Below are 15,648 nucleotides of genomic sequence, written 5' to 3' on the forward strand. Positions count from 1 at the left end.
TTACAACCATCGTGTTGACGTAACCCCAGTTTATGTAACCTATTGAAAAACAAATAAAATTATTGACATATAAAAGCTCGTTCTTTACACTGAAGTTTTTGAAAGATTTACCCTAAAGTACTTTTTTTAAAAAAATCAAGCAAATGCTTTGATATTTTAAAGACAAGGAGAGTAGATATAATGTGTCGTCTGTTTGCACTTACCAGCAAGGATCCTGTAAGTCCCATGCTTGCCGTCAAAGCCCTTGATGTGATGAAAGAGGGTCATGACGGATCTGGCGTGGGATTGCTGCTTCAGGATCTGGGTGGCCCTTTTGAAGAGATGAAAGATGCACCGATTTTATCCGGTATATTCAGCGAAGAAGGTATCCGGCGTCTGGATCTTTTCATGATGGACCAGGGGTTTCTTACCAAATATAAGATTTCTTTAAAGGTTCCCAAAAAACCGGTTAAGGGCATTCCCAAGCGAGATCTTTACCTGATCAGAGCCTACGAACTGCCCGAAGACTGGGACAATCTCGAACCGGATGAAATTTCCAGACGGCTGATGATGATCCTGTTGAAAATCCGTGAAATGGGTGAAGAAAAAAAAGATATGATGGTCTTCTCCTTTTGGCCGGATACCATAATGATCAAGGAGATCGGTGATCCCATGCAGTTGGCCGAACATCTGGGCCTGGATAGAAAAGAACTCAATGCCAGAATTATTATGGCCCAGGGCCGTCAAAATACAAATTATGCAATCAATCTTTATGCCTGCCACCCGTTTTTTATCAATGGCTACTGCACCATGACAAATGGAGAAAATACAGCTTTTATTCCTATCAAAGATTTTTTGTCATCAAGGAAATTTCCAGGTTATATGGGGTATCATTCCGATTCCGAGGTGTTTGCTCATATCCTTCACTATTCAATGGTTGGCCTTGAACTGGGAATTGATGCTTATAAACATGTGATTACTCCTTTACAGGAAGATGATCTTCAGCAACACCCGGATGCCCTGTTCCTTTCACACTTGAAACGAACCTGCAGGCCCCTTATTATTGATGGTCCCAATTGTGTTATCGGGACCCTGCCGGACCATTCCATGTTCATGGTTCAGGACAGAAAAAAACTTCGCCCCGGTGTGGTGGGTGGAAAACCCGGTCTGTTTGGACTTTCCTCTGAAATCTGCGGTCTTGATGCCGTGATCCCGGATCGGGATAAATCAAAAGATATACAACCCATGCACATTGATACAGCAATTGTCAGCCCCGACCGCCAGGAGGTAAGCATATGTCGTCAAACAGAAGCCTTGAACCTTCCTCTTTAAGCCTGAATGATCTGCCCTGGCAGATCCGGTACAGCAACGACCGGTGTACCCTGTGTGGTCAGTGTACTGCGGTATGTCCCGTCAAGGCTATTGAACTGGATGTGTTTCAAAAACGAATCATTAAAACCTCTATTCAAAAAGATAAAGACCATTCCAACCAGTATGACACTTTTTACGGTATTCGCCAGACAACCCGGGTGGAAAATGCCTGCATAGGATGCGCCATGTGTACCATGGCCTGTCCAAATGATGCCATTGCCCCGGTGAAAAACCCAGGACTGGACAGGCTCAAATTTCATGTTAACCAACAAGGTGTCCCCAGAAGACGCGGAGGCCGAAGAAATTCGTCCCAATCCGTACTGGACAGGATCAAGTTCACCCGTATCTCCATGCTCACCGATCCTGCTCTTGATGCGGGCCGCCATGAGTTTGAAATGAGAACTCTTCTGGGGCGTGTACTTTCCCCCAGGGAAAACATGAAGAGGTTGAGGGAAAAAGGATGGATTCCTCCGGTCAGAGAAATTTATCCGTTGATCATCGGCGGCATGTCCTTTGGCGCTCTTTCTCCCACCATGTGGGAAGGTCTCCAGATGGGGGTTGCCTACCTGAACGAGGAGCTTGGCATGCCGGTCAGGATCTGCACAGGAGAAGGAGGATGCCCGCCAAGGCTGCTGCGGTCCAGGTTTTTAAAATATGTAATTCTCCAGATTGCATCCGGGTATTTTGGATGGGATGAGATCATCCATGCCATTCCCCACATGAAAGAAGACCCCTGTGCCATTGAGATCAAATACGGCCAGGGAGCCAAGCCAGGGGACGGGGGACTGTTGATGTGGCACAAAGTCAACAAGCTCATTGCCGCCATTCGCGGGGTGCCCCAGGGCGTGAGCCTGCCAAGTCCGCCAACCCATCAGACCCAGTATTCCATAGAAGAGTCTGTGGCAAAAATGATTTTGTCCATGTCCATGGCATGGGGATTCAGGGTGCCGGTTTATCCAAAAATTTCCGCATCTTCGACATCCCTTGCCGTATTGAACAACCTGACCCGGAACGACTATGCCTCAGGGCTTGCCATTGACGGTGAAGATGGTGGGACCGGTGCTGCGTATACGGTTTCCATGGATCATATGGGTCACCCTATTGCTTCTTGTATCCGGGATAATTATCTGAACCTGACCAAAATCGGAAAGCAAAATGAAATTCCCATCTTTGCCGGTGGAGGTATTGGAAAAAACGGAAACCTTGCAGCCAATGCAGCTGCATTGATAATGCTGGGGGCAAGTGGAGTTCAGATAGGAAAATATGTGATGCAGGCGGCTGCCGGTTGCGTTGGAACCGAAGAAGACCGATGCAATGTGTGCAATGTTGGAATTTGCCCCAAAGGCATCACCTCCCAGGATCCAAGGCTTTACAGAAGGCTTGATCCTGAAGACGTGGCAGAAAGAATCGTCGATCTTTTTGTCTGCTTTGATACCGAGCTTAAAAAGATCGTTGCTCCGCTTGGGCGTTCAACATCGTTGCCCATCGGGATGTCGGATGCCCTTGGAATTGATGATCATGCGGCAGCTCAACGCCTCAATATAAAGTATGTGGTCTAAGGATGTGTGATTTATGAAAAAAGATGCATTTATTAAATTATCCGGCAAAAAAGATGAAAAAAGAATTCCTTCCAGGATCTTGGAAGAGATCATTCATCATCATATTAAAAACGGCCGCAGAAATATTGAAGTAGAAGGATACGGGCAACATGGTATCGGCGGAAGACTCTGGGATGGAGGAAGCGATAATATCCACATTCGGATTACGGGGCAGTCCGGTCAGAGAACAGGATCTATGGGCAATGCAAACACCCGGATTGAAGTCATGGGGCCGGCTTCTGACGATGTTGGCTGGCTCAATGCAGGTGCTGAAATCATTGTCCACGGACATGCTTCCAATGGGGTCATGAACGGAGCTGCCCAGGGCAAAGTCTATATCGGCGGTTCCATTGGTGCCCGTGGCATGACCATGACCAAAAGAAACCCGAGATTTGAACCGCCCGAACTCTGGGTACTGGGTTCTGCAGGCGATTATTTTGGTGAATTCATGGCAGGTGGTATTGCCGTTATCTGCGGTTACAATGCAGATCCTCAGGATCAAATTTTAGGATACAGACCCCTTGTGGGTATGGTGGGGGGAAAGGTTTTTGTCCGGGGCAGTGTAAATGGCTTTTCACAAAAAGATGCCAAACTATCCACATTGTCGGATGAACAGTGGCAATGGCTGGTGATCAACCTGGATGCTTTCTTGAAAAAAATCAATAAAAGCGATCTGTTAAAATCATATTCAGAACGTTCCCAGTGGCAGCTTATTGAAGCAAAATCCGCCAGGGAAAAAGCTCAGGGACCTGAAAAGCCATCCATGTCCTGGTTCCGAGAACAGGTGTGGGACAAGGAACTGGGCAAAGGCGGGCTGATCGGCGATCTTCAGGAGACAGAAAAAGGAACCATTCCCTTAATTACCCGGGGGGATTTGAGACGATACATTCCGGTATGGGAACAGGGAAAATATATGGCGCCATGTCAGGCTGCCTGTCCCACAGGTATTCCGGTTCAGCAAAGATGGAATATGGTCAGGCTGGACAATATTGACGAGGCCGTCAGCATGGGCCTTGAATACACCCCGTTTCCGGCGACTGTCTGCGGATATCTTTGCCCCAGCCCATGTATGGCCTCCTGCACAAGGCATCAGAATTATTTGTCTCCAATTGATGTACGGCTTTTGGGAAAGGCTGGGGAAAACGTCAAATTGCCGACACCCGCTAAAAAAAGCAAAAAAAAGATTGCCGTTATCGGTGCAGGCCCGGGCGGCATTTCAGCTGCATGGCAACTAACTTTAAAGGGGCATACAGCAACATTATTTGATACAAGCGATACCATTGGCGGAAAAATTTCTTCTATTATTCCCGGTTCAAGACTCCCCCAAGAGACCCTTGCAACAGAACTTACCCGGGTTAAAAACATGATTCCCGACATAAAATTAAACCAGACCATAGACAGCAAAAAATTTTCAAAAATCAAATATGACTATGATTTCACCATTGTCGCTACGGGCGCTAAAAAGCCGAGATCTCTGCCGATTAAAGGCATTGAACAAGCCGTGTTTGCCAATGATTTTCTTGCAAGTGCCAAACAAGACAAGGCTGCACCCGGAAAAAAAGTGGTCATCATTGGTGCCGGAAATGTGGGGTGTGATGTGGCAACCGAAGCCCACCGCCTGGGGGCCGAAGAAATCACCTTGATTGACGTTCAAAAGCCTGCTGCGTTTGGCAAGGAAAAAGAGGATGCAAAGGCAATAGGTGCTGTTTTCAAGTGGCCCTGCTTTACTCAAAAAATTACGTCAAAAGGCCTGTTCCTCCAGGATGATGAGTTTTTAAAGGCCGATACTGTAGTAATCTCCATAGGGGATGTTCCGGATCTTGATTTTCTTGATGATACCATTAAAATTGAAAACGGATTTGTTACAGTTGACAAATTCAACCAGACCTCCGACCCCAGAATATTTGCCATTGGAGATATTGTAGGACCCGGTTTGATCACGGATGCCATTGGGGCAGGAAAAAGAGTTGCCCGTAACATCGACCGGATCATCAGCGGAAAAAGTCCGAATCATGGAGATCGTTTGCCCCAGGTGGACAAGCAGCGGATCAGTCTTGAATATTATAACCCCAGAACTATTGCCGACAATTTGAGTGATTGCGGTGCGGATTGTGCCTCCTGCGGAAATTGCAGGGATTGCGGAATCTGCGTGGCAATCTGTCCTGAAGCTGCCATTAAAAGAATTGAAACAGACAATAGTGCATTTGAATATACAGTGGATGCAAATCTTTGTATTGGCTGCGGTTTCTGTAAAGGAGCCTGTCCGTGCGGGATATGGGATTTAATCCCCAATTCTGCCCTGTAAAAAAACAAAATGAATTATTTTTTTGATTGAAAATGAATTGTGATTTTTGATTAGCATAGAGGATATTATGGAAAAACCGGAACAGACATATGACGACTATATAAAGGCTTTGACCGATATCAGTCGTGCCATTACATCGGATCTGTTTATCGAAGACCTTTTAAAACTGATTGTTATGGTAACCGCAAAGGTTACCGGAGTTGAGATCTGTTCTTTATGGATTGTCAACGAAGATGAAAAACCACCGAAAATTCGCCTCAAGGCCACCCAGTCCATTTCACCGGAGTATATCAAGGATCGGGCTTTGAACCTGGATGAAGGTGTTGTGGGGTATGTGGCGACACACAAAAAACCATTGGTTTTGAACGATGTGTTGGAAAGCGACCGGTTCAAAGAAAAAGATATGGCTAAAAAACTGGGCCTTGTCTCAATGGTTGGTATCCCTTTGATAACAAAAGATGAAAAAGTCATTGGGGTCTTAAACTGTTTTACAGCAACTCCCCATGAATTTTCCGAAACGGAAATAAATCTTTTAAGTGTGGTTGCCAATCAATCGGCTGTTGCCATTGTCAATACGGAACTGATGGTAAAAACCCGTGTTATCCAGGAGGAGCTGGAAGCCCGCAAAAAAATTGAACAAGCCAAGGAGGTTCTCATGCATAATCGAAAGATGACCGGAGACGAAGCCTATGGCTGGATACGAAAGCGAAGCATGGATTCAAGAAAATCCATCCGTGAAGTGGCCGAAGCTGTGGTTCTCTCCAATGAGATTTTTAATAATGAGTCGTCCTCTTAACTGTTTTCAAAAAATGTTTATTTTGCCTACCAGAATCCCCACTGGCCGGAAAAAAAGACATATAGCCCCAGGGTAAGATTGGTTGTCCCATGCGCGACCATGCAGGACAAAAGATCTTTTCTTGTGATCCATAAAATGGATATCAAAATACTGTAAGCAACAGCGGCCGGCCACTCAGCCAAAAGGTGGCCGGCTGCAAATGCAAATGTTGAGATGCAAATGGCCATAATGCTCCAGGCACCCGGCTTGACATCATTGAGGCTGTTATGATCCAATGTTTCATTTAAAGGTGACTTTAGTTTATTGTTTTGCCTGTTGATATCCCATTGAAGCGCCACGCGCAATATATATCCCCGGATAAACAATTCTTCAAAAACCGGAACAATCAATGAAGCGGCAAAAAGTCGTAAAAAAAATCCTGAACCGGACCAGGGATCGCCTGAAACATCAACAAAAGGGGCCATCAGCAGACACCATGTTGCAAAACCTGCAATCCCGAAAACAATTCCATAACAGACGGATGCCAAAGCTCTTTTGGGGCCCGTGATGGGGGTATACCATTTCCAGCCCCAGTATAAAAAAAAAGGAACAATAATGATTTTCAAAATATAGCTGAGTTCAACAGAAATTGTGCCCTGACTCAATGAGGCAATGCCCACATATGCAAAATAGGGCACTCCATATGGAAGCAGCAGATCCCGGTTGGCAATTTTTTTTGATTCCGGATCAATTTTTTTCTTCACTACAAAAGGCCGATTTTTTTTGAGTTTCTTTTTTTTAAATTGTTTTTAAATTGCTTGAATAAAGATGATATACAATCACATATCAAAAAACAATTCGTAAGAATAGAAAAAAATTCAAGCTAAGCAAAAAAACGCAGGACAATTGTGCTGTGACTGGTAAGCACCTGGATTAAAATTTTTTTTCCGATTCCAACTTTTAAGACAGCCTCTCAATCAGTAAAATTTATTGTCATGTACAGAAATCAACTTATATCCAAATGTTTATATTTCAGGAACGATTCTGCCAGTCAGTGTGCATTTTGACATCCCATCCAGATTTTATTTTTTTCAAACCCTTGACATTTTAAACAATAGTCTTTAACCTAACTTATCTGGCTAAATACAAAGGCGTATTAGCAAAGTTAAAAGAAAACAAAGGCGTTTTCCCAAATTATAACCTGGGCAAATGCCTTTTTTTATTTTGATTTTGGGAAGAAAAAATGAAAATTCATAGCACACCAAAACTTACGCTGTTTCACTGTTTACACTCTTTTGAAGAAACCGTTTCACTGTTTGACGGTTGTGAAATTAAAACCGTTAAAATGGCCTGCTCCTCAATGACAAAGGATATCCATCTTTTAAAGGCATTTGAAGCAGGAGCTGATGCCGTTCTGGTACTGGTTTGCCCTGAAAAAGGCTGCCGATATGCCCAGGGCAGCATACGGGCGAAAAAACGGGTTGAGTATGTAAAAGCCATTTTAGATGATATTGGAATGGATGGAAGACGATTGAACATATTCAACACAACCTCAAGCGACAGCGATTCAATTAAAGATATTATCCGAAAAACGGTATTGGAGCTTGACACGATCGGCCCGAATCCCGCTTTAAATTATCCAAATTAATTCATCATCCCATAGATGCTGTTCTAATAACGGCAATGGCAGATTGACCTGCCACAAGCAACATTGAAAGTAATTGTTTGGATTTTTAAAGACTTTCATATAACTGCCACGGGCAGGTCTTTCACCTTGGTTTGCCCACAACAAAGATTGAAAGTCGCTGTTTGAATTTTTTGAAGACTTTCATATAAAAAAAATACCATCCGCATGGATGTTATGTGCCAAACCTGTCCCCCAAAAAAAGTGGAGTATAAAATGATAACCGGTAGTCAAAAACCCATTAATGAGATTGTTCAACTTACAGAACCCTATAAAAAAATTTTAATCCTTGGTTGCGGCACCTGTGTAAAAACATGCTTTGCAGGTGGTGAAGACGAAGTGGCTGTTCTTGCATCCGCTCTAAGGCTTGCGTTCAAGAAAATGGCCAAATCCATTGAAATAGAAGAACTGACCATTGAGCGCCAGTGTGAAAATGAGTTTATACAATGTGCATCATCCGGGGTTGGCAAAAATGATGCCGTCCTTTCCCTTGCCTGTGGTGCAGGTGTTCAGGCCCTGGCAAAGCGGTTTGCAAAAGCAGTGGTGTTACCGGGTGTAAATACCACCTTTATCGGTATCCAGGAAAGCCCGGGTATTTTTACCGAAGAATGCTCCGGTTGCGGTAACTGCGGCCTTGCTCTCTTCGGAGGTGTTTGTCCGGTCACCAGATGCGCTAAAAAATTACTCAACGGACCCTGCGGCGGCTCCCAAAACGGTGTTTGTGAAGTCGATCCAAATACTCCATGTGCCTGGCACCTGATTATTGAACGGCTGACAACTTTGGGGCAACTTTCCAATCTGAAAAACTATATCCCTCCAAAAAGCTGGAATACCAGTCTTTCCGGCGGACCCAGAAAATTGATCAGGGAGGATCATATCATATGAAAACTTACAGCCAGCTTCATGAAAAACTTTCCAGGGGTGAATTTGCAATAACAGGCGAATGCGGCCCTCCAAGAGGGGCTAACAAAGAGGTTATTGATAAAAAAATCAAGCTGCTCAAGGGCTTTGTGGATGCGGTAAACGTCACAGACAACCAAACTGCCATTGTCAGGATGTCAAGTATTGCGGCTTCCGCCCACCTGGTTGCCGCAGGCCTGGAACCGGTGATGCAGATGGTGGTCAGGGACCGCAACAGAATTGCCATTCAATCGGATATCATGGGAGCCTATTCTCTTGGTATCAAAAATATTTTATGTTTGTCTGGAGATCACCAGAAATTCGGCAGCCAGCCGGAGGCCAGAAATGTGTTTGACATCGACTCTGTCAATCTCATCCGAACCGTTCGCAACATGCGGGATACAGGCAAGGACATGAGCGGGTTTGATCTGGATGTGGCTCCTCAGATGTTTATCGGCGCTGCAGCCAATCCTTTTGCCGACCCCTTTGAATACCGTGTAATACGGCTGGGCAAAAAGTTTGATGCCGGGGCGGATTTTGTTCAGACCCAGTGCATCTATAATATGGGCCGGTTCAAGGAATGGATCAGGCTGGCCAATGAGGAAGGCCTGACACAAAAGGGGTATATCCTCGGTGGCGTCACTCCGTTAAGATCCGCTGGCATGGCCCGGTATATGAACAAAAAAGTTGCCGGTATGGATGTGCCTGAAGAGATCATCAAACGAATGGACGGTGTTGAAAAAAAGTGCCAGGCAGACGAAGGCATTAAAATCTGCCTTGAAACCATTGAGGCCCTCAAGGAACTTACCGGGGTACACGGGGTTCATATTATGGCCATTGAATGGGAAGACGCTGTTGCCAGGATTGTGGAACAGGCCGGTTTGAACTAAAACAAAAGGATGTCAGCATATGCCTCAAAAATATAATATCCATACAACGCCTGCATTGCCCAGATTTTATCCCGTGGGTAAATATGCCACCATAGAATTCAGGGAAGAGTGTGCCGGAAGCTGCAAAGAGTGTGTGAAAAAAAAATGTGTGTATGACATTTTCAAGGAAAATTACCTTCATATGAGCAAAATGGAGGAGCCTGAATATCTGTACACCTGCAATTCATGTTTCAGGTGCATCCAGGAATGCACCAAGGGAATTTTTTCCCGTGTGGTCAATCCTGAATACCGGGAGATCGGCAATGAGTATTGGACACCCGATATTCTTCACCGCACCTGGTATCAGGCCCATACCGGCAGCATTCCCGTATCGGGTGCCGGATACAGGGGACCTTTTGTGGGAAAGGGCTTTGACTCCATGTGGACGGACATGTCCGAGATTGTGCGGCCCACACGGGACGGCATCCATGGCCGTGAATATATCAATACCTGCATAGAGCTTTCAAGACGGCCGGAAAGGCTTGGCTTTAATACGGACGGGTCTCTTGCAGTCGATGTAAAGCCTATCCTTGAGATCCCGCTGCCCATCGTGTTCCAGCAGCCTGATTTTGGCGTATTAAGCAAGGATGTCCGTGTTTCAATGCTCAAAGCAGCCCGGACTATTGGAACAAAAATGTTTGTTCCGGCAGCAGATGTGAGTGAAGATCTCATGTCGTTTGTATCCACCATTATTCCTGTGGTCACAAAGAAAAATTTTCAAGATTATTCAAAACTTATGGCACTTGCCGACATGGTTGAAATTGAATACGAACCGGGTATTGAAAAAACAATCTCTGCTTTAAAGTCTACAAATGAAACCCTTTGTATCAGTATAGGCCTGCCCTTGAGGGCTGATTCTGATTATGCCCAAATTTGTGCCGACCTTTCTAAAACAGACATCGACACCCTCCATGTTTATGCCGATGCAAACGGCAGGGAATTTAAGTCAGAAAATCCGCGATTTATCAAGGATATGTTAAGAGATATTCACCTGGCATTGATTGATGCCGCTACACGGCAGCAGATCAACATCCTTGCCTCGGGCGGGATAGGAATGGCCGAACATGTTAACAAGACCATTATCTGCGGGGCAGACGGGGTTGTTATTGATCTTCCCCTGCTCATTGCCATGGAATGCCGGCTGTGCGGCCGTTGCAAAAAGGAGTTGCCCTGTCCTGTTGAAATGGAAACCATTGATCCGGCATACGGCAGCAATAGGATCGTAAATCTCATGGGGGCCTGGCGAAACCAGATGCTTGAAATGATGGGTGCCATGGGATTAAGGGAAGCCAGAAGACTTCGAGGTGAAGTCGGCCGTTCCATGTGGTTTGAAGATCTTGAACAAGAAAGTTTTGCGCCGATTTTTGGTGAACGCAAATTATCTATAGACGTGGGATAAGTTATGAGCCAATTAAAACATCAATTAAAACAACAACCAAGAAATCCATTGCCCGAAACCAGGGAGACTCCTTCACGGTTTCGCAATACCATTGGAAAATATATCATCAAACGAAATTCAAACTGTGTCTCCTGTGGAAAATGTGCGCAAATCTGTCTTTTTGGCGTTCATATCATGCCGGACAATCATGCTTCTCCTTTCAGGCCGGTTGAACACAAGTGCATCGGATTTGACTGCAAAAACACAGACCACTACTGCATTGAACACTGCCCGGAAGACGCACTGGTCATGAAAAAAAATCCTCTTCTGGACACCATGGGCGATTACCGATGGACTCCCGACATGCTGCTGGGCCATTTTGCCATGGCGGAAACCGGCAAACCTCCTCATGTGGATCTGGAATATAATCTGGGCAATTCCGGCGGCGGATTTGACAAGATGCGTTTTATTAAACCTGACCCGGATTTTGCCATTGAAATCCGTGATGAGGAAATAGACACCAGTATTGACCTGAATAAAACAGGAGACGGCCGCCCCCTGAAAACCATTTCCATGCCCTGTTACGGCGGCGGCATGTCTTATGGGTCCACAGCTTTGTCCGTGATTGTCGGACGGGCAAGGGCTGCCAAAAAACTCAATTCCCTTACATGTACCGGTGAAGGGGGATATCCGCCCCAATTTCTTCCCTACAAAGAACATGTGATCACCCAGGTTGCCACCGGCCTTTTCGGGGTCAGAGAAGAAACCATACAAAATTGCCCTATTATGGAATTCAAGTATGCCCAGGGAGCAAAACCAGGTCTTGGCGGTCATCTTTTGGGAGAAAAAGTCACCCAGGCCGTTGCTGAAATGAGAGAAACCGTTGTGGGCAGCTCTCTTTTTTCACCGTTTCCGTTTCATTCCGTATATTCTGTTGAAGATCATAAAAAGCATGTGGACTGGATGAAAGAGATCAACCACAATGTGCTGTGTTCCATAAAGGTGTCCACCCCCACGGATGTGGACATGGTGGCCATAGGGGCCTATTATGCCGGTGCCCATATCATTCATATTGACGGCAGTTACGGCGGCACTGGTGCGGCCCCTGACATTGCCAAAAAGAACATTGCCATGCCCATTGAATATGCCATTCCAAAGGTTCACCGCTTTCTTGAGGCGGAAGGTGCCAGGGACAAAATCACCCTGATCGCCAGCGGCGGCATACGGAACGGGCTTGATGTGGCAAAAGCCATTGCCCTGGGTGCTGACGGGTGTGTTATTGGAACAGCTGATCTTGTGGCGGTTGAGTGTGTCAGGTGCGGCAATTGTGAAAGCGGCCGGGGATGTGCCCGTGGGATCGCAACCACAGACCCGGAACTGGGATACATGATTGATGAAGATTATGTGGAACAGCGGCTGGTCAACATGTACATGGCCTGGCGCAAACAGTGGTGCGATATTTTAAGGTCTTTTGGCTTGAAAAGCATCAGGGAACTGCGGGGCCGGTCAGATCTTCTGGTACACCTGGATTATCTGGATGAACAGGAAAGAAAAAAATACCAGCCTGCACCCGGTTACAAAATGGTTTTATAATTTTGGTTAACGGTTAGCTGTTAACGGTTAGCAATTAACGGTTAACAATAAGGAATTTTGATAATGACAAACATCAACAAGAATAAAATCATAAACAATATACTGGCTTCAAGGGGCAGACTTCCCCACATTAAGACACCTGTGAACAAATGCGATGAAGAGGGCGGCTGCGGCGTGACAGGATTTATGGCCTCCATTCCCGTTGCAGGAAAACATATTTACGAACCCTCGGTTCAAATGCATAACCGGGGTAACGGCAAGGGCGGCGGCATTGCTGCGGTGGGATTGAGTGCCGGCGATCTTGGGGTTCCGCAGGATGTGCTGGAAGACCATTACCTTTTGCAGGTGGCATACCTGGATGATACAGCCATTGCCCGGGTGGAGGCCACCAATATCACACCCTTTTTTGACGTCTACTCATCTGAAAAAATACCGACGATTGATGATTACACCAGTATCGGTCTGGAGGTCAAGCCGCCGGATGTATGGCGCTATTTTGTAAGGGTCAGGCCTGCCGTGCTTGAAAAATTTATCCAGGCCAATCATTTTTATGACATGGACAAAAGAAAGGCGGAAGACGAATTTGTCTTCCAGAACTCCAACCGGCTGAACCAGGTTTATTATGCCTCACTTGGGGAAAAACAGGCTTTTGTCCTGTCCCATGCCAGGAACGTGATGATCCTCAAAGTAGTGGGTTATGCCGAACAGGCCACCCAATATTATTGCCTGGACAATTTCAGGGCCCATGGCTGGATTGCCCACCAGCGGTATCCCACACGGGGGCGCTTGTGGCATCCGGGCGGGGCACATCCGTTTTCCGGCATGCATGAAGCCCTGGTACACAATGGTGATTTTGCCAATTATCATGCTGTCAGCGAGTACTTGAACCAGCACAACATCTATCCCCAGTTCCTGACAGACACGGAGACTGCTGTGCTGCTGCTGGATTTGTACAACCGGGTGTTTGAGTATCCACTGGAATATATCATAGAGGCATTGGCACCGACCACGGAGTATGATTTTGACTGCCTCTCTCCTGAAAAGCAGCAGGTTTACCGTTATATCCAGTCCCAGCACATGACCGGCTCCCCTGACGGTCCCTGGTTTTTCATCATTGCCAGAAATGACCCGTACAAGGACCTGATGCAATTGATCGGTATCACGGATACGGCCATGCTCAGGCCCCAGGTCTTTGCCCTCCAGGAACGCGACGATGTCCAGATCGGTCTTGTCTGCTCTGAAAAACAGGCCATTGATGCCACCTTGCAAAGCATTGCAGCCGAAGACAGCCGATTTTGCCCCATTGCCGACAAATACTGGAATGCCAGGGGCGGCAGCTCAACAGATGGCGGTGCCTTTACCTTTACCATCAAGGATTCGGGAAAAGGCGACGGCTCAAAAAAACTGGTCACCCAGAATAAATTTGGTGAGATCGTTCAAACACCTGAGGGTCAGATGCATTTTGACGTATCTGTGAATATCTCCACTGTGGTTGAAAAAAATGCCCGGACAGCAAAAATTGAAGGATTTTTTCACGAAAATGATTTACAGGGACTCAAACAATACTGCATATCTGAATTTACTGAACTGCATTTTCAACAGATCCTGAATTTGTGTCATAAAATAGAAGCTCTGGCCGGCACGGACGATGATAAAAAAGCCCTGGCTATTAATCTGTTAACCCATTTGAATGACAGGATTTTTCCAACAGGCAATAAAGAACGAAGCTCTGTTCTCCAGATCATCCGGGAAAGCCTTGCCGCTATTTTCAAATCCTCTCCCAAAATAGGCGATCATCAAAACAGCAGGTATGTTTATATTGACCGGGCGACCCGGAAGGACTTGCGATCCCCCCTGGAAAATGAAAAAATCCTTGTGGTGAATGCAAAAGAATTTGAACCGGAAGGTAAAAACTGTGATTCAAGATTGATCAACAAGGCCTACCGGTTGGGATGGAAACAGTATCTGTGCTATGGCTACAAAGGCCAGAGATTTACCGGCTGCGGATTTGGGCCGAATTCTGATGAAGTTCGATTTGATGTGTACGACAGCTCCGGGGATTATATGGCCTCTGGGATTGACGGCATGCAGATCCATGTTCACGGAAATGCCCAGGACCAGCTGGGCCAGATCATGAAAAGAGGCAAATTCGTGGTACACGGAGATGTGGGGCAAACCTTCATGTATGGTGCCAAAGGCGGCGAAGTCTACATCCTGGGAAATGCTGCAGGACGTCCTCTGATCAATGCCACAGGCGGCCCCCGCGTGGTGATCAATGGAACTTGCCTTGATTACCTGGCAGAATCTTTTATGGCGGGTGATCCATTGAACGGCGGCGGTTTTGTCATTGTCAACGGGATTACCTTTGATGATAACGGCAAGGTGATTGATCTTCCCATGCCCTACCCTGGCTCCAACCTGTTCTCCCTTGCCTCAGGCGGGGCCATTTACCTGAGAGACCCGGACAAAAAAGTGGTGGATGAACATTTAAACGGCGGTGTATTTGCAGAGTTGACAGATGCGGACTGGAAGTTGATCCGTCCCTATCTTGAAGAAAATAAAATTTTATTTGGTATCACCATTGAAGAGGATCTTTTAACGATTAATGGAAATAAACTGCCTTTTAATAAAGTATATCGCAAAGTCATGCCTATTCACTCATAGGCATTTAAAATACAAAAAATAAATAAATTTTATTTTTATTTCTCCCAATTAGACAGACCGGCTCTTTTTTATATTGAGCCGGTTTTTCCATTATTAGATTAGAGTATTCAGCAGATATCAATCAGGCTGTTTTACCGTAAAATATATTGAGCTATCAAACCTATGAATCATTTCTTTTTTTGCTATATTTAAAAAAGATATTTGACTTCCAGTGCTTGGTATTGGTAAACAAAAGGGTTTGCCAGCCAGCAGCCAATTTAGTGAAAAATATAAAATATGGGTATGGTTGCAATTGGGCTGCAAATGATCTGTGATACAAAAACAGCAAAAATAAAACAATTGATCTGTTATTATCAATTAGTATTGGAAGGCTTGTGGTTGTGGATTAGCAACTAAAGCGTATATGGAGAATTGCAATGAATATTTGGTAAAAAGCTATCGAGCCTGAAAAACTTATTGAAAGGATTCCATT

Annotated in this window: 11 protein-coding genes; 10 read left to right on the top strand and 1 reads right to left on the bottom strand. The window is 45.6% G+C overall.

The features are described from left to right. Window positions 1-180: 180 nt before the first annotated feature. The 4 genes from BLT94_RS11340 (at window position 181) to BLT94_RS11355 (ending at window position 6,049) form a co-directional block, all read left to right on the top strand. Complete coding sequence (locus tag BLT94_RS11340; RefSeq protein WP_014958576.1) at window positions 181-1,311, top strand: class II glutamine amidotransferase domain-containing protein; 1,131 nt, start codon at window positions 181-183, stop codon at window positions 1,309-1,311. After that, window positions 1,275-2,909 (top strand): glutamate synthase-related protein, encoded by a 1,635-nt coding sequence (locus BLT94_RS11345; protein ID WP_092234109.1) that lies wholly within the window; start codon window positions 1,275-1,277, stop codon window positions 2,907-2,909. The genes BLT94_RS11340 and BLT94_RS11345 overlap by 37 nt, the downstream gene beginning before the upstream one ends. A gap of 13 nt (window positions 2,910-2,922) precedes the next feature. Then, the gene (locus BLT94_RS11350) at window positions 2,923-5,253 is read left to right on the top strand and encodes an FAD-dependent oxidoreductase (protein WP_092234113.1); all 2,331 of its coding nucleotides are present in this window, start codon (window positions 2,923-2,925) and stop codon (window positions 5,251-5,253) included. A gap of 67 nt (window positions 5,254-5,320) precedes the next feature. After that, window positions 5,321-6,049, top strand: a complete 729-nt coding sequence (locus tag BLT94_RS11355; protein ID WP_092234116.1) for a GAF and ANTAR domain-containing protein — start codon at window positions 5,321-5,323, stop codon at window positions 6,047-6,049. Window positions 6,050-6,075: 26 nt separating this feature from the next. Here BLT94_RS11355 and BLT94_RS11360 read toward each other — a convergent pair whose 3' ends face one another. Beyond that, on the bottom strand, window positions 6,076-6,792 hold the full coding sequence (locus BLT94_RS11360) for a CPBP family glutamic-type intramembrane protease (RefSeq protein ID WP_245743085.1): 717 nt from the start codon (window positions 6,790-6,792) through the stop codon (window positions 6,076-6,078). Between the two features lie 479 nt (window positions 6,793-7,271). Here BLT94_RS11360 and BLT94_RS11365 point away from each other — a divergent pair, with 479 nt between their 5' ends. The 6 genes from BLT94_RS11365 (at window position 7,272) to BLT94_RS11390 (ending at window position 15,176) form a co-directional block, all read left to right on the top strand. Next, window positions 7,272-7,676, top strand: a complete 405-nt coding sequence (locus tag BLT94_RS11365) for a hydrogenase iron-sulfur subunit (RefSeq protein ID WP_092234119.1) — start codon at window positions 7,272-7,274, stop codon at window positions 7,674-7,676. Window positions 7,677-7,928: 252 nt separating this feature from the next. Continuing rightward, entirely contained in the window at window positions 7,929-8,597 is a 669-nt protein-coding gene (locus BLT94_RS11370) for a methylenetetrahydrofolate reductase C-terminal domain-containing protein (RefSeq protein WP_014958581.1), read from the top strand. Beyond that, window positions 8,594-9,502 carry a methylenetetrahydrofolate reductase gene (locus tag BLT94_RS11375; RefSeq protein WP_092234122.1) on the top strand — a complete coding sequence of 303 codons (909 nt, stop codon included), beginning with the start codon at window positions 8,594-8,596 and terminating at the stop codon, window positions 9,500-9,502. Before BLT94_RS11370 ends, BLT94_RS11375 begins: the two co-directional genes overlap by 4 nt. A gap of 19 nt (window positions 9,503-9,521) precedes the next feature. After that, a complete protein-coding gene (locus BLT94_RS11380) occupies window positions 9,522-10,940 on the top strand; it encodes a glutamate synthase-related protein (protein ID WP_092234125.1) in 1,419 nt (472 codons plus the stop codon). Between the two features lie 3 nt (window positions 10,941-10,943). Further along, window positions 10,944-12,512 carry a glutamate synthase-related protein gene (locus BLT94_RS11385; protein WP_245743087.1) on the top strand — a complete coding sequence of 523 codons (1,569 nt, stop codon included), beginning with the start codon at window positions 10,944-10,946 and terminating at the stop codon, window positions 12,510-12,512. Between the two features lie 63 nt (window positions 12,513-12,575). Next, window positions 12,576-15,176 carry a GltB/FmdC/FwdC-like GXGXG domain-containing protein gene (locus BLT94_RS11390; RefSeq protein ID WP_092234128.1) on the top strand — a complete coding sequence of 867 codons (2,601 nt, stop codon included), beginning with the start codon at window positions 12,576-12,578 and terminating at the stop codon, window positions 15,174-15,176. Window positions 15,177-15,648: the final 472 nt, after the last annotated feature.

It is taken from the genome of Desulfobacula phenolica (assembly GCF_900105645.1).
Classification (GTDB): Bacteria; Desulfobacterota; Desulfobacteria; order Desulfobacterales; family Desulfobacteraceae; genus Desulfobacula; species Desulfobacula toluolica.